The sequence below is a fragment of the Streptomyces sp. A01 genome, assembly GCF_059026195.1.
The window spans coordinates 1-22,641 of the sequence record NZ_JBWLKN010000037.1; the positions used below are offsets into that span (position 1 = coordinate 1).

General features: G+C 70.1%; 22 protein-coding genes. 11 read left to right on the top strand and 11 right to left on the bottom strand.

What is annotated here, in order from left to right; genetic code table 11:
• Nucleotides 1-196: 196 nt before the first annotated feature.
• Nucleotides 197-955 carry an isocitrate lyase/PEP mutase family protein gene (locus tag AC5P1B_RS32050; RefSeq protein WP_493891505.1) on the bottom strand — a complete coding sequence of 253 codons (759 nt, stop codon included), beginning with the start codon at nt 953-955 and terminating at the stop codon, nt 197-199.
• The gene (locus tag AC5P1B_RS32055; RefSeq protein ID WP_493891506.1) at nt 955-1,440 is read right to left on the bottom strand and encodes a carboxymuconolactone decarboxylase family protein; all 486 of its coding nucleotides are present in this window, start codon (nt 1,438-1,440) and stop codon (nt 955-957) included. Before AC5P1B_RS32055 ends, AC5P1B_RS32050 begins: the two co-directional genes overlap by 1 nt.
• Nucleotides 1,441-1,487: 47 nt before the next feature.
• On the opposite strand from AC5P1B_RS32055, the gene pdxR reads away from it, so the two are divergent.
• Nucleotides 1,488-2,984 (top strand): MocR-like pyridoxine biosynthesis transcription factor PdxR, encoded by a 1,497-nt coding sequence (gene pdxR / locus AC5P1B_RS32060; protein WP_493891507.1) that lies wholly within the window; start codon nt 1,488-1,490, stop codon nt 2,982-2,984.
• 84 nt (nt 2,985-3,068) lie between these two features.
• Nucleotides 3,069-3,920 carry a carbon-nitrogen hydrolase family protein gene (locus AC5P1B_RS32065; RefSeq protein WP_493891508.1) on the top strand — a complete coding sequence of 284 codons (852 nt, stop codon included), beginning with the start codon at nt 3,069-3,071 and terminating at the stop codon, nt 3,918-3,920.
• Nucleotides 3,921-4,153: 233 nt separating this feature from the next.
• On the opposite strand, the gene rocD is transcribed toward AC5P1B_RS32065, so the two are convergent.
• Nucleotides 4,154-5,356 carry an ornithine--oxo-acid transaminase gene (gene rocD / locus AC5P1B_RS32070; protein WP_493891570.1) on the bottom strand — a complete coding sequence of 401 codons (1,203 nt, stop codon included), beginning with the start codon at nt 5,354-5,356 and terminating at the stop codon, nt 4,154-4,156.
• A gap of 359 nt (nt 5,357-5,715) precedes the next feature.
• On the opposite strand from rocD, the gene trpS reads away from it, so the two are divergent.
• The 4 genes from trpS to AC5P1B_RS32090 all read left to right on the top strand — a co-directional run bounded on the left by trpS (nt 5,716) and on the right by AC5P1B_RS32090 (nt 9,567).
• Nucleotides 5,716-6,729, top strand: coding sequence for a tryptophan--tRNA ligase (gene trpS / locus AC5P1B_RS32075; RefSeq protein ID WP_493891509.1), 1,014 nt, complete (start codon nt 5,716-5,718; stop codon nt 6,727-6,729).
• Nucleotides 6,730-6,985: 256 nt separating this feature from the next.
• Nucleotides 6,986-7,597: a 2'-5' RNA ligase family protein gene (locus AC5P1B_RS32080; RefSeq protein ID WP_493891510.1), complete on the top strand. Its 612-nt coding sequence runs from the start codon at nt 6,986-6,988 to the stop codon at nt 7,595-7,597.
• A 55-nt stretch (nt 7,598-7,652) separates the two neighbouring features.
• Nucleotides 7,653-8,354, top strand: a complete 702-nt coding sequence (locus AC5P1B_RS32085) for a TetR/AcrR family transcriptional regulator (RefSeq protein WP_493891511.1) — start codon at nt 7,653-7,655, stop codon at nt 8,352-8,354.
• 157 nt (nt 8,355-8,511) lie between these two features.
• A complete protein-coding gene (locus AC5P1B_RS32090) occupies nt 8,512-9,567 on the top strand; it encodes a YihY/virulence factor BrkB family protein (RefSeq protein WP_493891512.1) in 1,056 nt (351 codons plus the stop codon).
• Here the strand turns inward: AC5P1B_RS32090 and AC5P1B_RS32095 are convergent.
• On the bottom strand, nt 9,470-10,924 hold the full coding sequence (locus AC5P1B_RS32095) for a D-alanyl-D-alanine carboxypeptidase family protein (RefSeq protein ID WP_493891513.1): 1,455 nt from the start codon (nt 10,922-10,924) through the stop codon (nt 9,470-9,472). The two genes, AC5P1B_RS32090 and AC5P1B_RS32095, sit on opposite strands and share 98 nt — an antisense overlap.
• Here AC5P1B_RS32095 and AC5P1B_RS32100 point away from each other — a divergent pair.
• The 3 genes from AC5P1B_RS32100 (at nt 10,923) to AC5P1B_RS32110 (ending at nt 13,470) form a co-directional block, all read left to right on the top strand.
• Nucleotides 10,923-11,174 carry an SCO4848 family membrane protein gene (locus AC5P1B_RS32100; protein WP_493891514.1) on the top strand — a complete coding sequence of 84 codons (252 nt, stop codon included), beginning with the start codon at nt 10,923-10,925 and terminating at the stop codon, nt 11,172-11,174. The two genes, AC5P1B_RS32095 and AC5P1B_RS32100, sit on opposite strands and share 2 nt — an antisense overlap.
• A gap of 15 nt (nt 11,175-11,189) precedes the next feature.
• Nucleotides 11,190-12,617: a metallophosphoesterase gene (locus tag AC5P1B_RS32105; RefSeq protein ID WP_493891515.1), complete on the top strand. Its 1,428-nt coding sequence runs from the start codon at nt 11,190-11,192 to the stop codon at nt 12,615-12,617.
• A gap of 349 nt (nt 12,618-12,966) precedes the next feature.
• Nucleotides 12,967-13,470: an ATP-binding protein gene (locus AC5P1B_RS32110; RefSeq protein WP_493891516.1), complete on the top strand. Its 504-nt coding sequence runs from the start codon at nt 12,967-12,969 to the stop codon at nt 13,468-13,470.
• Here AC5P1B_RS32110 and AC5P1B_RS32115 read toward each other — a convergent pair.
• Nucleotides 13,431-14,411 carry a helix-turn-helix domain-containing protein gene (locus AC5P1B_RS32115; RefSeq protein WP_493891517.1) on the bottom strand — a complete coding sequence of 327 codons (981 nt, stop codon included), beginning with the start codon at nt 14,409-14,411 and terminating at the stop codon, nt 13,431-13,433. The genes AC5P1B_RS32110 and AC5P1B_RS32115 overlap by 40 nt on opposite strands.
• A gap of 265 nt (nt 14,412-14,676) precedes the next feature.
• On the opposite strand from AC5P1B_RS32115, the gene AC5P1B_RS32120 reads away from it, so the two are divergent.
• Nucleotides 14,677-16,248 (top strand): ABC transporter substrate-binding protein, encoded by a 1,572-nt coding sequence (locus tag AC5P1B_RS32120; protein ID WP_493891518.1) that lies wholly within the window; start codon nt 14,677-14,679, stop codon nt 16,246-16,248.
• Nucleotides 16,249-16,362: 114 nt separating this feature from the next.
• Here AC5P1B_RS32120 and AC5P1B_RS32125 read toward each other — a convergent pair whose 3' ends face one another.
• A complete protein-coding gene (locus AC5P1B_RS32125) occupies nt 16,363-17,160 on the bottom strand; it encodes an alpha/beta fold hydrolase (RefSeq protein WP_493891519.1) in 798 nt (265 codons plus the stop codon).
• 203 nt (nt 17,161-17,363) lie between these two features.
• Between AC5P1B_RS32125 and AC5P1B_RS32130 the strand changes: the two genes are divergently transcribed.
• Nucleotides 17,364-17,792: a MerR family transcriptional regulator gene (locus AC5P1B_RS32130; RefSeq protein ID WP_493891520.1), complete on the top strand. Its 429-nt coding sequence runs from the start codon at nt 17,364-17,366 to the stop codon at nt 17,790-17,792.
• 152 nt (nt 17,793-17,944) lie between these two features.
• Here the strand turns inward: AC5P1B_RS32130 and AC5P1B_RS32135 are convergent, their stop codons facing one another.
• The 5 genes from AC5P1B_RS32135 to AC5P1B_RS32155 all read right to left on the bottom strand — a co-directional run bounded on the left by AC5P1B_RS32135 (nt 17,945) and on the right by AC5P1B_RS32155 (nt 22,256).
• Nucleotides 17,945-18,721 (bottom strand): succinate dehydrogenase iron-sulfur subunit, encoded by a 777-nt coding sequence (locus AC5P1B_RS32135; RefSeq protein ID WP_493891521.1) that lies wholly within the window; start codon nt 18,719-18,721, stop codon nt 17,945-17,947.
• Entirely contained in the window at nt 18,721-20,475 is a 1,755-nt protein-coding gene (sdhA, locus tag AC5P1B_RS32140) for a succinate dehydrogenase flavoprotein subunit (RefSeq protein WP_493891522.1), read from the bottom strand. The genes AC5P1B_RS32135 and sdhA overlap by 1 nt, the downstream gene beginning before the upstream one ends.
• Nucleotides 20,476-20,492: 17 nt before the next feature.
• Nucleotides 20,493-20,960, bottom strand: coding sequence for a succinate dehydrogenase hydrophobic membrane anchor subunit (locus tag AC5P1B_RS32145; protein ID WP_493891523.1), 468 nt, complete (start codon nt 20,958-20,960; stop codon nt 20,493-20,495).
• A 2-nt stretch (nt 20,961-20,962) separates the two neighbouring features.
• Complete coding sequence (gene sdhC, locus AC5P1B_RS32150; protein ID WP_493891524.1) at nt 20,963-21,343, bottom strand: succinate dehydrogenase, cytochrome b556 subunit; 381 nt, start codon at nt 21,341-21,343, stop codon at nt 20,963-20,965.
• Nucleotides 21,344-21,605: 262 nt separating this feature from the next.
• Nucleotides 21,606-22,256 carry a 2-oxo-4-hydroxy-4-carboxy-5-ureidoimidazoline decarboxylase gene (locus AC5P1B_RS32155; protein WP_493891571.1) on the bottom strand — a complete coding sequence of 217 codons (651 nt, stop codon included), beginning with the start codon at nt 22,254-22,256 and terminating at the stop codon, nt 21,606-21,608.
• Between the last annotated feature and the right edge of the window lie 385 nt (nt 22,257-22,641).

Sequence of the window (22,641 nt, forward strand, 5' to 3'; positions counted from 1 at the left end):
CCCCCCCCCCCCCCCCCCCCCCCCCCCCCCCCCCCCCCCCCCCCCCCCCCCCCCCCCCCCCCCCCCCCCCCCCCCCCGCCCCGGGTACAGCCCCTCGCCCCCGCGTGTGGCGCCCCCGCCACGGGGGAGCGCGGCGGGGGCGAGGGAGGGGCGCCAAAACCCCCGTGTCTGGCGCCCCCAGTCTTGGGTTACCGGCTTACCGGCCCAGCTGGACGGAGCGCAGCCGCTCCGCGTGGGCCCGTAGGGCCTCCATCGCCTCGTGGAACAGCCCCGGCCCGAAGGTGACACGCGTCGCGCCCAGCTCGCCCAGCTCCGTCGGGCCCGGGCCGCCCGGCATGAACGCCACGTTCACCGGGGCGTCGATGCTCTGGGCCAGCTCCTTGATCAGCTCGGCCGGGGCGAGGATCGGATACACCACGTCGGCGCCCGCCCCCACATAGAGCCTGGCGCGCTCGATCGCCGGGCCCGCGGTGGTGTCGCCCCGCAGGAAGGTGTCCACCCGCGCGTTGATCAGCAGCCGGTCACCGGCCTCCTGCCGGACCTGCGCCAGCCAGTCGGCGTGCTCCTGCGGGTCCTTGAGCTTCTTGGCCGTGAGGTCGGTGTCCTCCAGGTTGCAGCCGACCACGCCCGCCGTGAGGAGGCGGTCCACCAGCTCGGCGGGGGCCAGCCCGTAACCGTCTTCGACATCGGCGGAGACCGGGATGTCCACCACCCTGGTGATCCGGGCGATCGCGGCGAACATCTCGTCCACCGGCGTGCCGCCGCCGTCCTCGTAACCGAGCGAGGCGGCGATGCCCGCGCTCGGCGTCGCCAGTGCCGGGAAGCCGACATCGGCGAAGATCCGCGCGCTGGCCGCGTCCCATGGCCCGGGGAGGATCAGCGGGTCGCCGGCGGCGCGGCCCTGGTGCAGGGCCCGGAACGCCTCGACGGTGTTGGCGGAGGACTCGGGCGACATCACAGCTCCTCGGAGGGCGGGTTGCCAGGGGACATACGGCTGGTGACGCTGATGCGGTTCCACGCGTTAATGGTGATGATCAGGCTGACGAGCTGGGCGAGCTCGGCGTCGGCGAAGTGCTCGGCGGCACGGTCGTAGACCTTGTCCGGCACGAACCCGTCGGTGAGGACGGTGACCGCCTCGGTCAGCGCGAGCGCCGCCTGCTCCTTGGCGGTGAAGTATGAGGGCGATTCCTCCCACGCGCTCAGCAAGTAGATCCGTTCCTCGGTCTCGCCCTCCATCCGCGCGTCCCGGGTATACATGTTGATACAAAAAGCACAGTGGTTGATCTGCGACGCGCGTATCTTCACCAGCTCGACCAGGGTGGGATCGAGTCCCCTCCTGGCCGCCGCATCCAGGTTGATCATGGCCTTGTAAAACTCAGGTGCGAGGTTGGGTAAGGCCATCCTCAGTCTGCGTTGCGGGGCGGTCTCGCTCGTCGGCATGGCTTTTACGCTACGACCGCAGTAGCCCACGGGTATGGTCCATTTCCATGGCAGATTCTTGGGCCACTGAGGTGGCACGTGAAGACCCCGCCGACTTCGCCGTTGGCAGCGATCTCCATCTGGACCTGAGCGCGACCGGTGGTGTCAGGGCGTCGCTGACGAGCGCGCTCCGTGACGCCGTACGGTCGGGCCGGCTCGCCCCCGGCACCCGCCTGCCCTCCTCCCGATCCCTGGCCACCGACCTCGACATCGCGCGCAACACGGTCGCCGACGCCTACGCCGAGCTCGTCGCCGAAGGCTGGCTCACCGCCCGCCAGGGCTCCGGCACCCGCGTCGCCGAACGCGCCGTGCCGCCCGAGCCCGCGCCGGGGCCCCCGCGTGCGCGCTCGGCGGCGCGCCCGGCCCCCACGCCCATATACGACCTGATGCCGGGCTCCCCCGACGTCTCGTCCTTCCCGCGCGCCGCCTGGCTGACGGCGGCCCGCAAGGCGCTCACCAACGCGCCCAACGACGCCTTCGGCTATGGGATGCACGTGGCGGGCCGCCCCGAGCTGCGCCGCGCCCTCGCCGACTACCTGGCCCGCGCCAGAGGCGTACGGGCCGCCCCCGAACGCATCCTCATCTGCTCGGGACTGTCCGAGGGCCTGCGACTCGTCGGCGAGGTGCTGGGAGCGACCGCCGCACTGCCCCAGGCCGCCCCCGACGCCGACCTGGTCGCCGTCGAGTCGTTCGGCCTCGACGTCCACCGCGACCTGCTCACCGGTTGCGGGCTGCGTACCGTCGCCATCGGTTTCGACGAACACGGCCCGCGCGTCGAGGAGTTGGCGGCCACCAACGCCAGAGCGGTGCTGCTCACCCCGGCGCACCAGTTCCCGTTCGGCGTGGCCCTGCCGCCCGAGCGGCGGGCCGCCGTCGTCAAGTGGGCGTGCGAGACGGGCGGCGTGGTGCTTGAGGACGACTACGACGGTGAGTTCCGCTACGACGGCCAGCGCGTCGGCGCCGTCCAGGGACTCGACCCCGAACACGTCGTCTACATGGGCACAGCGAGCAAGAGCCTGTCGCCCGCGCTGCGCCTCGGCTGGATGGTCCTCCCCGAGCGGCTGTTCGCCGCCGTCGCCGAACTCAAGCGCAAGCCCGGCTCGCAGACCGGCGGGCTCGACCAGCTCACCCTCGCGGAGTTCATCACCTCAGGCGCGTACGACCGACACGTACGCGGCATGCGTCAGCGCTACCAGCGCCGCCGCGACCAGCTCATCACCGCGCTCGCCGAACGCGCCCCCCACATCAGGGTCAGCGGCATCGCGGCGGGCCTGCACGCGGTGCTCGAACTCCCGCCGGGGACCGAGCAGTCGGTGGTCAGCGGCGCCGCCTGGCAGGGCCTCGCCCTCGACGGGCTGCGGCGCTACCGGCTCGGCGCCGGCACCGGCGGCGGCGACGCCCCGTACGACGACGTCGTCGGCGACGCCCTGGTGATCGGCTACGGCACGCCGCCCGACCACGCGTACGCGGGCGCGCTGAACGCCCTGTGCCGGGCGCTGCCGTAGGCGCCGGGGCAGCGGCGAACCGGCGGTCCCGGGCCGGGCACCCGTGCCGGAAGGGCCTTCCCGGCCCGGGGTAGTTTGAGCGGCATGAACGATCTTCATGCCGTGCCCGCTGGAACGCTCACCGTCTCGGCGGGGCAGGCGACCTGCGCCGCGCTGGACATCCCAGCGAACGTCGCCGTCGCCGCCGACCTGGTCCGCCGCGCCGCCGACCAGGGAGCGGACCTGCTGGTCCTCCCGGAGCTCTTTCTCACCGGCTACGAGCTGCCGGGCATAGCGGCCGACCCAGGGAGCCTCACCCTGGACTCCGCGGACGCCCGGCTGGACGCGCTGGGCGCCGTCTGCGCCGAGACCCGCACCGCGGTGGTGGCCGGAGCCCCCACGCGCGAGTCCGGGCGGCTGCACATCTCCGCCTTGGTCCTGGGGCGCGACGGCCGGTACGCCGCCCGCTACGACAAGCAGCACGTCACACCGGGCGAGCGCGCCGCCGGTTTCAGCCCCGGCACCCGCGGCCGCACCCTCACCCTCGACGGATGGCGTCTCGGCCTCGGCATCTGCTGGGACTCCGGCTACCCCGAACACGCCCGCGCCGCCGCCCTCGACGGCTGCCACGCCTACCTCGTGGGCGCGATGTTCGGCCGGGGCTCCGGCGCCCACCAGCGCGCCACGGTCTTCCCGGCCCGAGCCCTGGACAACACCAGCTACGTCGTTCTGGCCAACCACAGCGGCCCCAGCGGCCCGTACGACGGCTACGGCCACAGCGCGATCTGGAACCCGGACGGCACCCTCCTCACCGACGCGGGCACCACCACCCCCGGCCTGGCCACCGCCCGCCTCGACCCCCAAACCCTGACCCACGCCCGCACCGCCGACCCGGTCCTGACGGACCCCTCCCTCAACGCCCCGACCGCGCCCCGCGGACGCACCGCTGTCGCTTGAGGCGGCCGTCGCTACCGGACTCCTCAACCAAGCCTGTTGAACCGAGCCTGTCCGGCGTTCGCGGGCTCCTAAATCAAGCCCGTCCGGCGTTTGAGGACACCTGCCCTCGCGTAGAGGGGCGGGGTCCCAAAACAAGCCCGTCCGGCGATTGAGGGCAGCCCAGCGGTAGCTGGGTAAGGGGCCGCAGGGACCAGGCCAGGACCGGCCCCCTGCCCGGCTACCGCCGGATTCGGCTAGCCCTCAAGGACCGCCCGCAGTTGCTCAAGCCCCCAGTCAAGGTCCTCCTTGCTGATGACCAGCGGCGGCGCGATCCGAATCGTGCTGCCGTGGGTGTCCTTGACCAGCACGCCGCGATCCATCAGCTTCTCGGAGATCTCCCGGCCGGTGCCGCGCGACGGGCTGATGTCCACCCCGGCCCACAGCCCGCGCCCGCGGACGGCCTCCACCGCGCTGCCCGGGCCGCCGACGAGCAGCCCCAGCTCGTGGTGCAGGTGCTCGCCCAGCTCCGTCGCCCGCTGCTGGTACTCGCCGGTGCGCAGCATCGCGATGACCTCAAGCGCGACGGCGCAGGCCAGTGGGTTGCCGCCGAAGGTGGAGCCGTGCTCGCCCGGGCGGTGGACGCCCAGGACGTCGGAGTTCGCGACGACGGCGGAGACCGGCACCACGCCACCGCCGAGCGCCTTGCCGAGGACGTACATGTCGGGGACGACGCCCTCATGTTCGCTGGCGAACGTCTTGCCCGTACGCCCCAGGCCCGACTGGATCTCGTCCGCGATGAACAGCACGTTCCGCGCCGTGGTCAGCTCGCGGACCCCGGCCCAGTAGCCCTGCGGCGGGACCAGTACGCCCGCCTCGCCCTGGATCGGCTCCATGAGGACGGCGACGGTGTTGTCGTCCACGGCGGCTTCCAGCGCGGCCAGGTCACCGTAGGGGACGATCTCGAAGCCCGGCGTGTACGGGCCGTAGTCGGCGCGCGCCTCCGGGTCGGTGGAGAAGCTGACGATGGTGGTGGTGCGGCCGTGGAAGTTGTTGTCGGCCACGACGATCTTCGCCTGGCCGTCGGGCACCCCCTTGACCCGGTAGCCCCACTTGCGAACGGTCTTCACCGCGGTCTCGACGGCTTCGGCGCCGGTGTTCATCGGCAGCACCATGTCCTTGCCGCACAGCGCGGCCAGCTCGGTGCAGAACTCGGCGAACCGGTCGTGGTGGAACGCCCGGGAGGTGAGGGTGACCCGCTCCAGTTGGGCCTTCGCGGCGTCGATCAGCCTCCGGTTGCCGTGTCCGAAGTTGAGCGCGGAGTATCCGGCGAGCATGTCGAGGTAGCGGCGCCCCTCGACGTCGGTCATCCAGGCGCCCTCGGCGGTAGCGACGACGACAGGCAGCGGGTGATAGTTGTGCGCGCTGTGTGCCTCGGCGGCGGCGATGCTGCGTTCCATAGCGGTCACGTGCGCTCCATCCTTACGGAGTCAGGGCAGGCTCAGGATCATTTCTATCGCCGCTTGGGCGGATTGCGAAGAAAAATTTCACATTGGTCACGGTGGAGGGCTCACGTGTCGCGATCGTGTCGTGGAAGGTGTCGTGGATTCGGCAGCGGGACACCCGTTCTTGATCCGTCGGTCACCGACCGTCGGCCCCGGCTCATCCCCGCCCCACGCGCCTCCGCCTCCCCTCCGTCTTCCTCCGCCTCCCTTCCGCAGCATCATCGCGCGGGGCAGCCGCTGGTGGTGGCCATGACCGGCCGTCCATCCCCCACCGGGGGCCATGGCCGTGCCGCGCACCTGAGAGAATGGGGCGCATGGCCCTTGACCGTCCCCGCGCGCTCTCCGGTATCCAGCCCACAGCAGGCTCGTTCCACCTCGGGAACTACCTCGGCGCGATCCGCCAGTACGTCGCCCTGCAGGAGACCCACGACGCCTTCTACATGGTGGTCGACCTGCACGCGATCACCGTTCCGCAGGACCCGAAGGAGCTGCGTGCCAACACCCGGGTCGCCGCCGCCCAGCTGCTCGCCGCCGGGCTCGACCCGGAGCGGTGCACGCTCTTCGTCCAGAGCCATGTGCCGGAGCACGCGCAGCTCGGCTGGGTGATGAACTGCCTCACCGGTTTCGGCGAGGCGTCGCGGATGACCCAGTTCAAGGACAAGTCGGCCAAGCAGGGTGCCGACCGGGCCACCGTCGGGCTGTTCACGTACCCCGTCCTCCAGGTCGCCGACATCCTGCTCTACCAGGCCAACCAGGTGCCGGTGGGTGAGGACCAGCGGCAGCACATCGAGCTGACCCGGGACCTCGCCGAGCGGTTCAACAGCCGCTACGGCCACGCCTTCACCGTGCCGTCGGCGCACATCGTCAAGGAGACCGGGAAGATCTACGATCTCCAGGACCCGACGATCAAGATGAGCAAGTCGTCCTCGACGCCGAAGGGCATCGTCAGCCTCCTCGACGAGCCCAAGGTCTCCGCGAAGAAGATCAAGAGCGCGGTGACGGACCTCGACACGGTGGTCCGGTTCGATGAGGAGAAGAAGCCCGGCGTGAGCAACCTGCTCACCATCTACGCCACGCTCACCGGCATCGGCATCGACGAGCTGGAACGAAAGTACGAAGGCAAGGGCTACGGCGCGCTGAAGACCGACCTGGCTGAGGTCATGGTCGACTGGGTGACGCCGTTCCGGACCCGTACGCAGGAATACCTGGACGACCCGGAGACGCTGGACAGCATCCTGGCCAAGGGCGCGGACAAGGCGCGCGCCGTCGCCTCGGAGACGCTGGCACTGGCCTACGACAAGGTGGGCCTGCTGCCCGCCAGACGCTGACCAACGGGCGAGGGCGCCGGGCGGTGCGGAAGCCGAGCAGCGCCGAATGAATGATTCCGCAGGCCGTGCGGATTTCCGCGCCTCTCACCTGGGGCGCGGGGCCGTACGGGCCGATGGGCCCGCGCCCTGGGGACTGAGGAACCTAGCCGTGACGGCGGCTGAGCCGTCACACTGACACGGGCGCGCGGCACGGAGCATGAGGGCACAGGGTGTGACGGACAGCGAGACGAGACAGCGGTGCGGAAGGGAGAACGCAGTGGGGACCGTAACGATCGGCGTTTCGATCGCGGTCCCGGAGCCGTACGGCAGCTTCCTCCAGGAGCGGCGCGCGGGCTTCGGGGACCCTGCCGCGTACGGCATCCCGACGCATGTCACGCTGCTGCCGCCGACCGAGGTGGACGCGGTGGCGCTGCCGGGGATCGAGCGCCATCTCGCGCAGGTGGCGGCGGGACGCCGGGCCTTTCCCATGCGGCTGTCGGGTACGGACACCTTCCGTCCGCTGTCCCCGGTGGTCTTCGTCAAGCTCGCCGAGGGCGTCGAGGAGTGCACGTCGCTCCAGGAGCTCGTACGGGCCGCCTCCGGGCCGTGCGCGCGTGAGCTGCAGTTCCCGTACCACCCGCACGTCACCGTCGCGCACGGCATCTCCGAAGAGGCGATGGACCAGGCGTACGCCGAGCTGAAGGACTACGAGGCCGCCTGGACGATCTCCGGGTTCGCGCTCTATCAGCAGGGTGACGACGGGGTCTGGAGGCTGGAGCGCGAATACCCTTTCGGGCCTGCGGGCAGTCTGGGGCGGCAGACCCCGGCAGTCCCGCGCCAGGCGAGCCACACTCCGGTGCTGGGCACCCGACTCAACGCAACTGAGTAAGAGAATTTTCGCGGCCGCGCTTTTAACTGGGTCACGTTTTTGCTAGTCTGGCGCCATGGACAGTCAGCCGGGTCGCGCTCTGGACAGTCAGCGGGGGCACAGTCAGCCGGGTCTTCGCGAGCGCAAGAAGCAGCGGACGTATGAGGCGATCTCCGACGCCGCCATATCGCTCTTCCTTCAGCAGGGCTTCGACCAGGTCTCCGTCGCCGAGGTGGCCGCCGCCGCCATGGTCTCGAAGCCGACGCTGTTCCGGTACTTCCCGTCCAAGGAGGACCTCGCTCTCTACCGGTTCGCCGACCATGAGGAAGAGCCGAGCCGGGTGGTCCGCCAGCGCGCCCCCGGCGAGTCCCCGCTGGACGCCCTGCACGCTCACTTCCGCTCCGGCCTGGACCGGCGCGACCCCGTGACCGGACTCAACGACGACGACTCGGTGCTGGCCTTCCACCGCCTGCTGTACGGGACGCCCAGCCTGGTGGCCAGGCTCTACGAGTACACGACGCGGGCCGAGGAGGCCCTGGCGGAGAGCCTGCGCGCCGCGGCGGCCGAGTCCACCGGCCGCCCGGCCCCCGCGGAACTGGGCGCGCTCACGGACCGGCTGGCTGCCAGCCAGGTGATCGCGACCCAGCGCATACTGGCGCTGGACAACTGGCGCCGGATAGCCGACGGCGAGAGCGCCGACGCCGTCTATCCGACAGCGGTCGCCGCCGCCGACCACGCCTTCACGGTGCTGGGCTCCGGCCTGTCGAGTCACTACTGACCTGGCCACGTCCGCCGTGCGGGCTCGCGGCGAGCCGAGTTCGCCCGACCGCCGGGGCGGGGCGCCGGAGTGCCCTCATGCCGGAGCAGCCAGGGAAGCCGCCAGGGGGGCGGTCACCGATCAGGCATGAACGCACAGGTACGGGTAGAAAACGTTCATGGACTGGTTGACCCGACTGCCGTGGATCGGCCCCGGTATCGCGCGGCTGATGCGTACGCACGCGTGGCGCGCGTACGAGACGCTGGAGCGGGTGCACTGGACGCGGCTCGCCGCCGCGATCACGTTCATCAGCTTCCTCGCCCTCTTCCCTCTGATCACCGTGGGAACCGCGATCGGCGCGGCGGTGCTGAGCGACGCCAAGCTGCGCGAGGTGGAGGGCAAGCTCGCGGATCAGGTGCCGGGCATCTCGGGGCAGCTCGATCTCAGCTCCCTGGTCGACAACGCGGGGACCGTCGGGGTCGTCGCGGGCGCGGCCCTGTTGTTCACCGGCATCGGCTGGGTCGGCTCGCTGCGCGAGTGCCTGCGCGCAGTCTGGGAGCTGGACGACGAGGAGGGCAACCCGGTCCTGCGCAAGCTCAAGGACGGCGGGGTGCTGCTGGGCCTTGGCGGAGTCGCCCTCGGCTCCTTCGCGGTCTCGGCGTTCGCCGTCACCGCCGTCGGCTGGGCGGCCGACCAACTCCGCATCGACGAGGGAGGGGTGGGCGGCTGGTTGCTGCGGCTCGCCGCGTTCGCCGCCGCGGTCGGAGCCGACTTCCTGCTCCTGTGCTACGTGCTGACGTGGCTGCCCGGCGTGTCCCCGCCGCGCCGCGCGGTCGTGGTCGCCGCGCTGATCGGGGCGATCGGCTTCGAGCTGCTCAAGACGCTGCTCAGCGGCTATCTGAAGGGGGTGGCGGCGAAGAGCATGTACGGGGCGTTCGGCACGCCCATCGCACTGCTTCTGTGGATCAACTTCACCTCGAAGCTGTCGCTGTACTGCGCCGCGTGGACCGCGACCCCGAGCAAGAAGAGCGCGGAGGCGGGCGGAGCGGAGGTGCCCGGTGCGGAGATGTCCGGCGGGGAGGCCTCCGGTGCGGAGGCGGGGGCCTCCTCCGCACCGGGCACCTCGGACGCGGGGGTCAGTCCCGCGGCCGACGGCGCATCAGCTCGGGAAGCGGCCGACGGCGGTGCACCGCGTACACCGCGGCCGCCAGAACAGCCAGCGAGCCGCCCATGATCCCGGCGGTCTTCCAGGCGCCGCTCGCGTCGTCCCCGTCCCCGGCGACGGTCGCCTGAGCCTGCTGGTGGCCGTTCTTGCCGCTTCCGGCCGCGCCGCTGTCCTGGCCGGAGCCGGCGGCTCCCTCTGGGCCCGGTGCGACGAGCTTGCCGACCGGCTCGACGGAGCCGGCCGCCTCGAAGCCCCAGTCGAGGAGCTTCGCGGTCTCCCGGTAGACCGCGTTGCTCTCATCGCTCTGCGGGTTCATCACGGTGACGAGCAACTTCCGGTCGCCCCGTTGCGCCACACCGGTGAACGTGGCCCCGGCGTGCGTCGTGGAGCCGTTCTTCACCCCCGCCAGCCCCTGGTACGGAGGGAGGTCCGTGTCCCCGGTCAGCAGACGGTCCGTGTTCTGGATCTCGAAGTACTCGCGCTCGGGCTTGCTGCTCTTCCCCTTCTTCCCCTTCTTCCCCTTCTTGTCCTTCTCGCCCTTCTCTCCCTTCTTCGGCTTCTTCATCTCCCCGGGGAACTTCGCCCGCACCGTCGCCGCGTACTCCTGGAAGTCCGGCTTCTTCAGCCCTGACCGGGCGAAGAGCGTGAGGTCGTACGCACTGCTGACCTGGCCCTCCTCGTCGTAGCCGTCGGGGCTGACGACGTGCGTGTCCCGCGCGTTGAGTTTGTTGGCGTGCGCCTGCATGTCCCGTACGGTCTTCGGCTTGCCGCCGTTCATCGCGGACAGCACGTGCACGGCGTCGTTGCCGGAGCGCAGGAAGACACCGAGCCACAGGTCGTGCACGGAGTACGTGTAGTTCTCCTTGACCCCGACCAGGCTGCTGCCTTCGCCCATTCCGGTGAGGTCGGAGGGCAGCACCTTGTGGGTCTGGTCCTTCGGGAACTTCGGCAGCACGGTGTCGGCGAACAGCATCTTCAGGGTGCTGGCCGGGGGAAGCCGCCAGTGGGCGTTGTGCGAGGCGAGCACGTCACCGGTCACCGCGTCCGAGACGATCCACGACCGGCCGGTCAGCCCATTCGGCAGCGCGGGCGCGCCAGGGCCGAGCCGGACCTGCGTGCCGGGCTTGCCCAGCAGATCGCCGCCCACGGTGGACATGGCCGCGGGCGGCTGCGGTTCCTGCTCCTTGGCACCCCCGTCGTCCGCGAACGCGGGGACGGCGCTGGACAGCAGGCAGGGCAGCAGCGCGGCGGCCGTCACGGCCGTGGCCGCGCGCCGTCGCCCGCTCGGGCGGGTGGCGGGGGATACACAGAGAGTCGTCGGCACACTGATGAACGTATCGGTAGCCGGTCCCGGCCGCGCTGACGCCTCACGAAAGCATGACCCTGCCGGAGGAGCGGCCGCGCGGTTTCGCATACTGGAAGACATGAAGCTCAGCCGCCCCGCGTCCTGGTTCCTGCTCGCGTTCGGGGTCTGGAGCTGGTTCATTTGGTTCACCTTTGTGAAAAACCTGTGGAAAGACTCAAGTGGGCTTGCCTTCAGCGACTCCGGTGACCCCACCGCGTACTTTTGGGTGCATCTACTGCTCGCGATCACCTCGTTTCTCTTGGGGACGGCGATCGGCGTGCTCGGGTTCCGTGGAGTGCGCGCCCATCGGCGGGAAGACTCTTCGGCCTAAGGGGAGGTACGGGGGATGGTCGCTGTCTTCGCGCTCGTCGCGTTGCTGGTCGTCGCACTGCTTGTCGTCGTCCACTGGTACGTGTGGCGGCGGCTGATCAAGGACACGACGGCAGCCGGTGGGTGGGCGCGGCGCGTCGGCACGTGGGCGCTGGTCGTACTGCCGCTGCTCAGCGTCGGGGCCATGGTCAGCGGCCGGGCCGGGGCACCCTTCGCGATCGAACGGGTCATCGCCTGGCCTGGGTACATGTGGCTGGCGGTCCTGCTCTACGTGACGCTCGCGCTGCTGGTCGGCGAGGCGGTCCGGCCGCTGCTGCGGCGCTGGCTGGAACGCCGGGCCCGGCAGCGCGCGGAAACCGGTCCCGCGCCCGCCCCCGCCCCCGACTCCGCGCCCGACCCCGCTTCCGTTCCCGGTATCGCTCGCACGCCCAGCCCCGCCGCGACGGTGCTCACGGCTGATACGGCCGCCAACAAGACCGCGGCGGCCCCAGACGCCGCCACGCCCGCCACCCAGGCCGCGGCCACCACCGGTGCCACAGCCGTCACCGGCGCCGGCGCGCACAAGTCCGACACCGCCGACACCGCCGACACCGCCGCCCCCGCCGACGCCGCGGCCGAGTCCTCGCGGCGGCTGTTCGTCGCGCGGACCGTCGCTGTCGGGGCGACTGCCGTCGCCGCGGCCACCGTCGGCTACGGCACCTACAGCGTCCTGCGCGGGCCGCGCGTCAAGCGGGTCACCGTGCCGCTCGCCAAGCTTCCCCGGCAGGCGCACGGTTACCGGATCGCTGTGGTCAGCGACATCCACCTGGGGCCGGTCCTCGGCCGGGCGCACACCCAGCGGATCGTGGAGACGATCAACCGCGTCAACCCCGACCTGATCGCCGTCGTCGGCGACCTGGTGGACGGAAGCGTGGCCGACCTGGGACCGGCCGCCGAGCCGCTGCGGCATCTGCGGGCGCGGCACGGATCGTTCTTCGTGACCGGCAACCACGAGTACTTCTCAGGCGCCGAGGCCTGGGTCGACCACGTACGGGAGCTGGGCCTGCGGCCCCTGGAGAACGAGCGCACGGAGCTGCCCGGCTTCGATCTCGCCGGGGTCAACGACGTCGCGGGCGAGGACGAAGGGCAGGGCCCCGACTTCCGGCGGGCGCTGGGCGACCGGGACCGGTCCCGCGCCTCGGTACTGCTCGCGCACCAGCCCGTGGTGATCCACGACGCGGTGAAGCACGGCGTCGGCCTCCAGCTCTCCGGGCACACCCACGGCGGCCAGCTCTGGCCCGGCAACTACGTCGCCGAGCTGGCCAACCCGACGGTGGCGGGCCTTGAGCGGTACGGGGACACCCAGCTCTACGTCACGCGGGGCGCGGGCGCCTGGGGCCCACCGGTGCGGGTGGGGGCGCCGCCGGACATCACCGTCGTCCAGCTGGCGTCGACGCAGGCCTGACCGTCGAGCCGGCCCAGCCGGTCCAGTCAGCCCAGCCGGTCCAGCCAGTCCGGTCAGCCAGCCCGGCCAGCCCATCGGCCAGCCGCCCAATCGGCTGGCGAGGCGTCGGTCGGCGAGGCGCCGGCCGGTGCGGCGGGAATCGAACATGGCGTCCAGCCGGGCGGCATACCGAGTGCGGCGAGATCCCGATATATCCGGCCGAATGGGGCCAAGCATGGCACGGTGCAACACAGTGTGACAGGGCCATCACTGGTGCCCTTCTTGGACAGTGGCCAAAGCGCGCCACTTACGTCGGCCCCGGCCGAGTAGAAGTAAGGGGCAGCCCTTTCCGAACGAAGGCGGTACCGCCATGTCGCCCACCACCCTCCGCTTTCCCGTAGCGCCCGCGCCGTCCGCCGTCGGTCCGGCGCGCCGTCGCGTCCTGGACACGCTGGGCCGGTGGGGGATGCTGGCGGACGAGGTGTTCGCCGACGAGGTGGCGCTGGTGTGCTCGGAACTGCTGACGAACGCGGTCGTGCACGGCGGCGGAAAGCGGGTGCTCGGCCTCGATCTGGACGTCGATCGGCTGATCATCGAGGTCTTCGACGACAGCGGCGCGCAGCCGGTGGCGCAGCACGCCGACCGCCTCGACGAGGGCGGGCGGGGGCTGGCCGTCGTCGAGGCGCTGGCGCTCGCGCACGGCTGTGAACAGCTCTGGGGAGCCAAGCGCTGCTGGGCCGTGCTTGAGGTGCCCGCGGCGCTCGTGTGGTCACCGCGGGCGGTCCCCCTCCAGGGCGGGGTGCACACCGAGATGTTCGCGATCCGGGACCTGGCTCACAGCCAGCCCTTGCGGGCCGCGGTCAGCGCCAGCTGAAAGCGGGTGGTGGCCCCGGCCAGCGCGTAGAGCTCCTGCATGTGCCGGGACAGGGTGCGCCTGCTGACGCCGATGAGTTCCGCCATGGCCTCGTCGGCGACCCCGGTGGCGAGCAGTTGCAGGATGTTGCGCTGTACGGGCTTCAGCACCGAGGGCAGCCGGTCCCCGAGATGCAGCGGATAGGCGGACCGCCACGACGTCTCGAACAGGCCGGTGAGTGCGGAGAGCAGACTCGACGGATGGACGACGAGTAGGGAATCGTTGGCTTCCGCTTCGACGTACGACAGCGACACGATGGCGAGTCGGTGGTCGAAAATCGTCAGTTTTACGGGGACGGTCTCGTGCACCTTGGCCTGCTCGCCCGCGGCGATGCATGGCTTGATGTTGCTCGCGTAGTAGTCGGTGTTCTCCACGGCCGCTTTGGAGTAGAGGCACCGGTACTTCACACCGCGTTCGAGGTTGCTGAGTTCCATCGGGTTGGGGCCGCCGCCGGTGTGATAGGGCGGGGAGTCGAAACGCAGCACCGCGTGTTCCGCGGCCTTTTCGATGTGCTCGATGCGTTCGACGATCTGCGGTCCGGTAACGACCTCCACGATGTCGTCGGTGGTCTGCGGCCGCGTGCGCCGGTAGGCCCGGTAGGCGTTCATCGCGTCCAGCCGCGCACGGTGGAGTTGCGTCGTCCGCATACTGGCCAGATGCTCGATGGCCAACGTCGGTTCGATGGCGGCGACCGCCGCCTGAGCACGGCCTACGCTGGCGGCCAGGCCCAGTTCGATGAGCCGGTTCACCGCTTCGTCGACGACGTCCGGCTCCCATTTCAGCTCCTCGACCAGTTCCTCCGTCGTGCTCGACCCGGTGCGGAGAATGGCGGCATATACGGTGGCATACCGCTGTTCCAGTCCCAGATGTTCCAGTTGGTCCGGCAATTCATACTCCGGCACGTTGGCCCCTTTCCTTTCTGTGGCCAGCCACTTGTTTTTGTCCGCCGACCCGCTCCCGCCGGGTCGTGGCGTGAGTGCGGTGTACGCGTACGTAAAGAAGCCAAATTCCGAACGGCAAATGTCGGTCGGTGGTAAACCAGTCAACCGTGTGATTGGGTGATGCGCGTTAACGGGTGGGGAGCCGTGTGGCCGCGTTTGTCTACGCGTTCCGGCGTGCACCCGCGTGTTTTCAACTGTGATGTCGGGTGCCGGAGGGGGCGCGTAAATGCGATGGGTCGGCAAGCGGGGCGTTGTCATCGGGCTGGTGCTCGCGACCGCCGCAGTGGCGAGCGTGGGTGTCAGCGGATGCGGACTGCTCTCGTCCTCGGAGGAGGACAGCGAGCCGATCACGGTGGGGACGGCCGACGAGGTGAGCAACCTCGACCCGGCGGGGGCGTACGACGCGGGCTCCTGGGGGCTGTACAGCAACGTCTTCCAGTCTCTGATGACCTTCAAGCCCGGGTCGCTCAAGCCCGTGCCCGACGCCGCCGAGAAGTGTGATTTCGAGGGTGAGGGGCTGCGTACGTACGTCTGCGAGCTGCGGCCTGGGCTGCGCTTCGCGGGCGGCCGGGAGGTCACCCCGCTGGACGTGAAGTTCTCCTTCGACCGCATCGCCACCATCCATGACCCGCAGGGGCCGAGTCCGCTGCTCAGCACGCTGAAGTCGGTCGAGGTCGCGGGGAAAAACAAGGTCGTCTTCCATCTCGGTTCTGCGGACGCGACCTTCCCGTACAAGATCGCCACTGGCGCCGGTTCCATCCTCAACCGTGAGCGGTACAGCGGCAACAAGTTGCGCACGGACGACGAGGTCGACGGCTCTGGTCCGTACGTCCTCAAGAAGTACAAGTCGGCCAAAGTGGCAGAACTCAGGCCCAACTCCGACTACAAAGGCGCCCTGAAGGACACCGGCAAGCCGGTGAACGTCCGGTACTTCAAGACCGCGGAGAAGCTGCGCGACGCCTGGACGGCGAAGGACGTGGACGTCGCGGCGCGCTCGCTGCCCGCCAAGTACCTGAAGACCCTCTCGGCGGCCGACTCCTCGGTGAAGGTGATGGACAACCAGGGCGCCTCCGCGTCGAACCTGGTCTTCAACGTGCGCGGCGACTCACCGATGAAGAAGATGCCCGTACGCCAGGCCATCGCCGCCGCCGTGGATCGCGAGGCGCTGATACGCAAGGCGCACAGCGGCACCGTCGACCCGCTCTACTCGATCGTTCCCAGCGGCATCACGGGCCACAACACGGCCTTCTACGACATGTACCCGGAGCCCAGCGCGGACCGCGCCCGCGAGCTGCTGCACAAGGCGGGCATCGACAAGCCGGTGAGTTTCGACCTCGCCTACCCTCCGGGCCCGTCCGCCAAGGCGGAGGGGGAGGAGCTGCGGGCGCAGCTGGAGAAGACCGGCCTGTTCAAGGTGACGTTCAAGCAGTACGAGTGGGACGCGTTCCAGACGGGCTTCGCCAAGGGCGACTTCGACGCGTACGGGATCACCTGGTACCCGGACTTCCTCGACGCCGACACCTTCGTCAGCCCACTGCTCGGCGCCGACTCGACGCTGCACAGCGGCTACCGCAGCTCCCGGGTGGAGCAGCTGATCCGCGACACGCAGAAGAGCCCGGAGCGCGAGCGGGTGGTCAAGGACTTCCAGGAGATCCAGCGGCTCGTGGCCGACGAGGTGCCGCTGCTGCCGCTGTGGCAGGGCAAGGACACCGTGGTCAGCAAGGACTCCATCTCGGGCACCCAGTTCCTCTCCGAAGGCACGGGCACCTGGCGGCTGTGGGAGCTTGACCGGCTCTGAGGGAGGCGGCGGCGCGCGGCGGGGCCCGTCCGTGGGAGGGAGCGGGCCCTGTTCGGCGGGACAGGCCCGTCGCGGGCGGGGCCGCCGCCCCGCCCGCCCGGAACGCCCCTTCCGTCACAGCGCGTGCCGCTCCAGGAACGCCGTGATCAGTGCCAGCCACTCCGTCGGCCGCTCCACCATCGGCAGGTGGCCGCTGGCCAGCTCCGCGTACTCCGCGCCGGGGATCGCGGCGGCCAGCGCCCGCGAGTTCTCGGGCGAGATGAGCAGGTCCTCGGTGGTCGCGATGACGAGCGTGGGGACCTCGATCCGCTGGAGTTCGGCGGTGGTGTCCACCTCAAGGACCAGTGCGGCCTGCTCGGGGGTGCCGACGGGGACATGCGCGGCGATGGCCTCGATGGTCGCGCCGAGCTCGTCGGCGGGGATGGCCTCGTAGGCCGCGCGGCTGTAAGCGGTGACCGCCACGAACTGCGCGAACGCCGTCAGGTCGGCCTGCGCGAGCAGCCGCAGCCACAGGTCGACCGAGGTACGCGCCCGGTTGTCGGGCCGGATCAGACCGGCGGTCAGCACAAGCCCCTTCACCCGGTCCCGGTGCCGGGTAGCGGCCCGTACGGAGACCGCGGTGCCGAGCGAGTAGCCGACGAGGGTGAAGGTCTCCACGCCCGCGGCGACCGCCTCGGCGACGACCGCGTCGGCGAGACCGTCGAGCGTCAGCGGCTCCCTGGCGCGCGGGGACTTGCCCGAGCCCGGGTAGTCGGGCGCGACGACGGTGTGACCTTGGGCGAGGGCCGGGACGAGCGGCGCGTAGTTGCCCTCGATGCTGCCGCTCGCACCGTGCGCGAGGAGCAGACCGGGCCCTGAGCCGGTGACGGTGGTGGAGAGGGAAGCGGTAAGCGGTGCGGGAATCTGTGTCATGGCCGACAGGTTGGCAATTGACATCAGTGTGAAGGTCAAGCCGGTACGGAGACCCAGCTCGGGACGACGTGCGTGAACGACCCGGAACACCAAAGATCGGCGCAGATCTACGCAGGTCGATACAGGACGACGCAGAACCGCGTGGATCGACGTAGAGCGTCGTAGAACGACGTAGAACAGCACGGAACAACGGAGGGAACGCGATGCGGATCGGCGAGCTGTCGCAGCGGACGGGTGTCAGCACGAGACTGCTGCGCTACTACGAGGAGCAGGGTCTGCTGCGGGCCGAGCGGGACAGCAACGACTACCGCCGCTACCAGCCCGGCGCGGAGCGCACCGTCCTCCGCATTCGCGAACTCCTCGCGACCGGCCTGACCACCGAGGCGATCCGTGAGCTGCTGCCGTGCGCCCACGACGACCAGCCGGGACTGCTCTCGTGCGAGCACTCCTCCGAGGTCCTCGGCGGCCAGCTGTCCCGGCTGGACGGCGAGATCGCCGAACTCCAGCGCCGCCGCACGGCCCTGACGGAGTACGCGGCGCTGTCGGACGTCCCGGTGGCCGGCGCGCCATCGACCGCCCCACCGATGACCGGCGGCCCGGCCGTACGCCAGGCGGCCGCGGTCGCGCGCTGAGCGGGCGCACGCACGAGCCACCACACCAGGACTGGTCACCGCATCGGGACTGGTCACCGCACCGAGACGGTCACCAAACCGAGAGCCCCGCCCCCAGCTGTAGCCAGGGGCGGGGCTCTCGTTCCGTACGCGCCGAGTGGTCGGCCGTCAGGTCAGAAGCGGCGGGTGATCAGCGCGCGCTTCACTTCCTGGATGGCCTTGGTGACCTCGATGCCACGCGGGCAGGCCTCGGTGCAGTTGAACGTCGTACGGCAGCGCCACACACCGTCCTTGTCGTTCAGGATCTCCAGCCGCTGCTCGCCGCCCTCGTCACGCGAGTCGAAGATGAAGCGGTGCGCGTTGACGATCGCCGCCGGGCCGAAGTACTGGCCGTCGTTCCAGAACACCGGGCACGAGGACGTGCACGCGGCGCACAGGATGCACTTGGTCGTGTCGTCGAAGCGCTCGCGGTCCTCGGCGGACTGGCGGCGCTCGCGCGTCGGCTCGTTGCCCTTCGTGATCAGGAACGGCATCACGTCGCGGAACGCCTGGAAGAACGGCTCCATGTCGACCACGAGGTCCTTCAGGGCCGTCAGGCCCTTGATGGGCTCGACCGTGATCGGCTTGTGCGGGTTGATGTCCTTGATCAGCGTCTTGCACGCGAGCCGGTTGCGGCCGTTGATGCGCATCGCGTCGGAGCCGCAGATGCCGTGCGCGCAGGAGCGCCGGAAGGTGAGGGTGCCGTCCACCTCCCACTTGATCTTGTGGAGGGCGTCGAGGACACGCTCCTTGGGATCGATCTCGATCGGGAAGTCCTCCCAGACCACCTGGTCCGAGATCTCCGGGTTGAACCGGCGAATCCGGAACGTGACCGAGATCAGGTGCGAGGCCTGCGCGGACTCGGCGTCACCGGACGCCGGTGAGTTCTTCTCTAGGGTCGCGCTGCTCATCAGTACTTACGCTCCATCGGCTCGTAGCGGGTCTGTACGACCGGCTTGTAGTCGAGCCGGATCGACTCGGTGCCGTCGTCGCCCACCTCGCGGTACGCCATGGTGTGCCGCATGAAATTGACGTCATCGCGGGTCGGGTAGTCCTCGCGGTAGTGACCGCCGCGTGACTCCTTGCGGGCGAGCGCCGACACGGCCATGACCTCGGCCAGGTCGAGCAGGTTGCCCAGCTCGATGGCCTCCAGCAGGTCGGTGTTGAACCGCTTGCCCTTGTCCTGGACGGAGACGTTGAGGTACCGCTCGCGCAGCGCGCCGATCTCCTCGACCGCCGTCTTGATGGTCTGCTCCGTACGGAAGACCATCACGTTGGCGTCCATGGTCTCCTGCAGCGCCTTGCGGATCTCGGTGACCCGCTCCGTGCCTGTCGCGTCGCGCAGCCGCTCGACCTGCTCGATGACCTGCGATGCCGGGTTCTCGGGGAGCTCGACGAAGTCGTGCTTGGCCGAGTACTCGGCGGCGGCGATGCCGGCCCGCTTGCCGAAGACGTTGATGTCGAGCAGCGAGTTGGTCCCGAGCCGGTTGGCACCGTGCACGGACACGCAGGCGACCTCACCCGCGGCGTACAGGCCCGGCACGACGGTGTCGTTGTCGGCCAGCACCTCGCCCTGGACGTTGGTCGGGATGCCGCCCATGGCGTAGTGCGCGGTCGGCTGGATCGGGATCGGGTCCGTGTACGGCTCGATGCCCAGGTACGTCCGCGCGAACTCGGTGATGTCCGGCAGCTTGGCGTCCAGCTGCTCCGGCGGCAGGTGCGTCAGGTCCAGGAAGACGTGGTCGCCGTCGGGGCCGCAGCCGCGGCCCTCGCGGATCTCGGTGTAGATCGAGCGGGAGACGACGTCACGCGAGGCGAGGTCCTTCATGACGGGCGCGTACTTCTCCATGAAGCGCTCACCGTCCTTGTTGCGGAGGATGCCGCCCTCACCGCGCGCGCCCTCGGTGAGGAGGATGCCCATGCGCCAGATGCCTGTCGGGTGGAACTGGAAGAACTCCATGTCCTCCAGCGGCAGCCCGCGGCGGTACGCGGCCGCCTGGCCGTCACCGGTCAGGGTGTGCGCGTTGGAGGTCACCTTGAAGAACTTGCCGGTGCCGCCGGACGCGAAGATCACGGACTTCGCCTGGAAGACGTGGATCTCGCCGGTCGCCAGCTCGTACGCGACGACGCCCGCGGACTTCCTGACCCCGTCGACGTCGCTGAGGAGCAGGTCGAGGACGTAGAACTCGTTGAAGAACTCCACGCCCTCCTTGACGCAGTTCTGGTACAGCGTCTGGAGGATCATGTGGCCCGTGCGGTCCGAGGCGTAGCAGGACCGGCGGACGGGGGCCTCACCGTGGTTGCGGCTGTGGCCACCGAACCGGCGCTGGTCGATGGTGCCGTCGGGCGTCCGGTTGAACGGCAGGCCCATCTTCTCCAGGTCGAGAACGGAGTCGATGGCCTCCTTCGCCAGGATCTCGGCGGCGTCCTGGTCGACCAGGTAGTCGCCACCCTTGATCGTGTCGAAGGTGTGCCACTCCCAGTTGTCCTCCTCGACGTTCGCGAGGGCGGCGGCCATGCCGCCCTGGGCGGCGCCGGTGTGGGAGCGGGTCGGGTACAGCTTCGTCAGGACAGCGGTCCGGCTGCGCTTGGTCGACTCGATGGCCGCGCGCATCCCGGCGCCACCGGCGCCGACGATGACGGTGTCGTACTTGTGGATCTGCATGTCTCGTCAGCCCCGGTCTAGCGGATGTTCGGGTCGAAGGTGAAGATCACCAGCGTGCCCAGCAGGATGGTCCACACGGTGGCGAAGTAGAGCACCATCTTCAGCCAGAAGCGGGTGTTGTCGCGCTCCGCGTAGTCGTTGATGATCGTGCGCAGCCCGTTGGCGCCGTGCAGCATGGCGAGCCAGAGCATGACGAGGTCCCACGCCTGCCAGAACGGCGAGGCCCAGCGGCCCGCGACGAAGGCGAAGCCCAGTCGGGAGACACCGCCGTCGATGACGAGCTGGATCAGCAGGTGCCCGAGGACCAGGACCGTGAGCACGATGCCGGACAGCCGCATGAACAGCCAGCCGTGCATCTCGAAGTTCGTTCGGGTGGCCCTCGGCGACTTCGCGGTACGAGCGCGGGGCGGCTCGATGACCGGAGCCGGGTGGTCGACGTCGTATGTGACCGTGTTGTCGACCGGAGAGGTCGTGTCAGTCGCCATCATCAGCTCCCGAACAGTTCGCGCAGGGTGTGCTGCATGATCGGGTAGAAGGCGCCTGCCATCAGGACGACCCAGATACCCACCGAGGCCCAGAGCATCTGCTTCTGGTACCTCGGACCCTTCGACCAGAAGTCCACGGCGATGACCCGCAGGCCGTTGAGCGCGTGGAAGAGCACGGCGGCGGCGAGGCCGTACTCCATGAGATTCACTACGGGGTTCTTGTAGATAGCGATCGTGTCGTCGTACGCCTCAGGAGAGACGCGGACGAGCGCGGTGTCCAGAACATGGACGAGCAGGAAGAAGAAAATGGTCACGCCGGTGACTCGATGAGCCACCCAGGACCACATGCCTTCCCGGCCGCGGTACAGCGTTCCAGCCGGCACGGTAAACCCTCCGGGAGCGGGGACTGGGGCCACCGGCTTGACTGTCGGTCGGGCCCGGCCGGGTACGGTCCACCGGCCCTGGCCATCGTAGCGACGTGTTGTCGGTTCCCCGACCCGGGGTCGTTAGGTGTGATCAATCAGCCACGGACGGGCTAGCTGACATGCGCGTATGACGTCCAGTTACGTGGTGTTGCGGCGGGTGCGGACGGATAACAGCCGGCTTGTGACCCGGGTGGCGGGGGCCGGGCGTGTCCGCCGTGCTTCACCTGCTCGCCTCAAGCGGACCACCGCCCTCCACGCGACGCCCGTTCGCCAGGTGGGCGAGGCGGCCCCGGGCGGTACGCCGCAGCTCCTCGGCGGCCACCGCCAGCTCCTTTTCGGGCTCGTTGCCCAGCCGTACGCGGATGGCGGCCAGCACCTCATCGAGGACTTGGCCAGGCGGGAAGGAGTCCACGCACATCACGAAGACATGCCCGAACTTCGACTCGTACGCCGCGTGGGCCGCCCGCAGCGCGGTATGCGCCGCCAGGGTGCCCGGCCCCCGCGAGCCCGAGGGCGGGTGCTGCACCGCCGACTCGTCGGCGAGCGCCTCGACGAGGTCGCTGAGGGTGAGGTCGTAGCTGGCCTCGTCCGCGGCGGCGAGCAGCGAGTCCAGATCGGGATACGGGCGGTGGGCGGCGATCCGGCGCGCCCAGCGGCGACTGCCGCAGCAGGCGAGCAGCGCGGCTTCGGCGGCACCGGCCGGGGCGGCGTTCAGCCGGTCAAGCCCGCAGACGGGCGGGGGAGGGGCGGCGACGGGCGGGTTGGCGGGCGCGGACGGCGCGGTGGCGGCGGTCTTGGCCTGAAGCGCGGCCGGAGGCCGGGGCTGGGCCGGTCCTCTGCGGTGCGCTGGGGCGGACGGCTGACCGGGCAGGACGTCCGGGATGTCGCTGGACAGCGTGGCCTCCTCGGGACCAGCGGAACGGCAGTGGCGGTGGGGGGAGGAGGTGAAGAAAGAGCAGCGTGGGGCGGTGGAAGCGGCGAAGGCGCGCGATGAAGAAGAGAAAACGAGAAGGACGGAGAGAGGGCGACGGGAATGTGGAGCAAGAGCGGAAGGCGGGGCGCGGAGCGCGAGACGGCGGAAAGACTCGGGACCTGAGACGGAAGGAATCAGCGGGCGAAGCGGTGGGCGAAAGAGCGGACGAAGCAGCGGACAGAAGCAGGAGTAGGGAAGCGGCGGAGGAAGAAGAGGAAGAAGCAGAGGCCGCGGAGATGGATGAGCGGAGAGGGGAGTGGAGGGAGAGGTGAGCCGTCACCGT

Excerpts from the sequence above, each read along its gene's own strand:
- AC5P1B_RS32130 (WP_493891520.1), top strand. The coding sequence starts at position 17,364 with ATGCGGATCGGCGAGCTGTCGCAGCGGACGGGTGTCAGCACGAGACTG.
- AC5P1B_RS32105 (WP_493891515.1), top strand. The coding sequence starts at position 11,190 with ATGGTCGCTGTCTTCGCGCTCGTCGCGTTGCTGGTCGTCGCACTGCTT.
- AC5P1B_RS32125 (WP_493891519.1), bottom strand. The coding sequence starts at position 17,160 with ATGACACAGATTCCCGCACCGCTTACCGCTTCCCTCTCCACCACCGTC.
- rocD (WP_493891570.1), bottom strand. The coding sequence starts at position 5,356 with ATGGAACGCAGCATCGCCGCCGCCGAGGCACACAGCGCGCACAACTAT.
- AC5P1B_RS32145 (WP_493891523.1), bottom strand. The coding sequence starts at position 20,960 with ATGGCGACTGACACGACCTCTCCGGTCGACAACACGGTCACATACGAC.
- AC5P1B_RS32110 (WP_493891516.1), top strand. The coding sequence starts at position 12,967 with ATGTCGCCCACCACCCTCCGCTTTCCCGTAGCGCCCGCGCCGTCCGCC.
- AC5P1B_RS32055 (WP_493891506.1), bottom strand. The coding sequence starts at position 1,440 with ATGCCGACGAGCGAGACCGCCCCGCAACGCAGACTGAGGATGGCCTTA.
- AC5P1B_RS32050 (WP_493891505.1), bottom strand. The coding sequence starts at position 955 with ATGTCGCCCGAGTCCTCCGCCAACACCGTCGAGGCGTTCCGGGCCCTG.
- AC5P1B_RS32100 (WP_493891514.1), top strand. The coding sequence starts at position 10,923 with ATGAAGCTCAGCCGCCCCGCGTCCTGGTTCCTGCTCGCGTTCGGGGTC.
- AC5P1B_RS32065 (WP_493891508.1), top strand. The coding sequence starts at position 3,069 with ATGAACGATCTTCATGCCGTGCCCGCTGGAACGCTCACCGTCTCGGCG.
- AC5P1B_RS32095 (WP_493891513.1), bottom strand. The coding sequence starts at position 10,924 with ATGTCTTCCAGTATGCGAAACCGCGCGGCCGCTCCTCCGGCAGGGTCA.
- pdxR (WP_493891507.1), top strand. The coding sequence starts at position 1,488 with ATGGCAGATTCTTGGGCCACTGAGGTGGCACGTGAAGACCCCGCCGAC.
- AC5P1B_RS32085 (WP_493891511.1), top strand. The coding sequence starts at position 7,653 with ATGGACAGTCAGCCGGGTCGCGCTCTGGACAGTCAGCGGGGGCACAGT.
- trpS (WP_493891509.1), top strand. The coding sequence starts at position 5,716 with ATGGCCCTTGACCGTCCCCGCGCGCTCTCCGGTATCCAGCCCACAGCA.
- AC5P1B_RS32090 (WP_493891512.1), top strand. The coding sequence starts at position 8,512 with ATGGACTGGTTGACCCGACTGCCGTGGATCGGCCCCGGTATCGCGCGG.
- AC5P1B_RS32120 (WP_493891518.1), top strand. The coding sequence starts at position 14,677 with ATGCGATGGGTCGGCAAGCGGGGCGTTGTCATCGGGCTGGTGCTCGCG.
- AC5P1B_RS32135 (WP_493891521.1), bottom strand. The coding sequence starts at position 18,721 with ATGAGCAGCGCGACCCTAGAGAAGAACTCACCGGCGTCCGGTGACGCC.
- sdhA (WP_493891522.1), bottom strand. The coding sequence starts at position 20,475 with ATGCAGATCCACAAGTACGACACCGTCATCGTCGGCGCCGGTGGCGCC.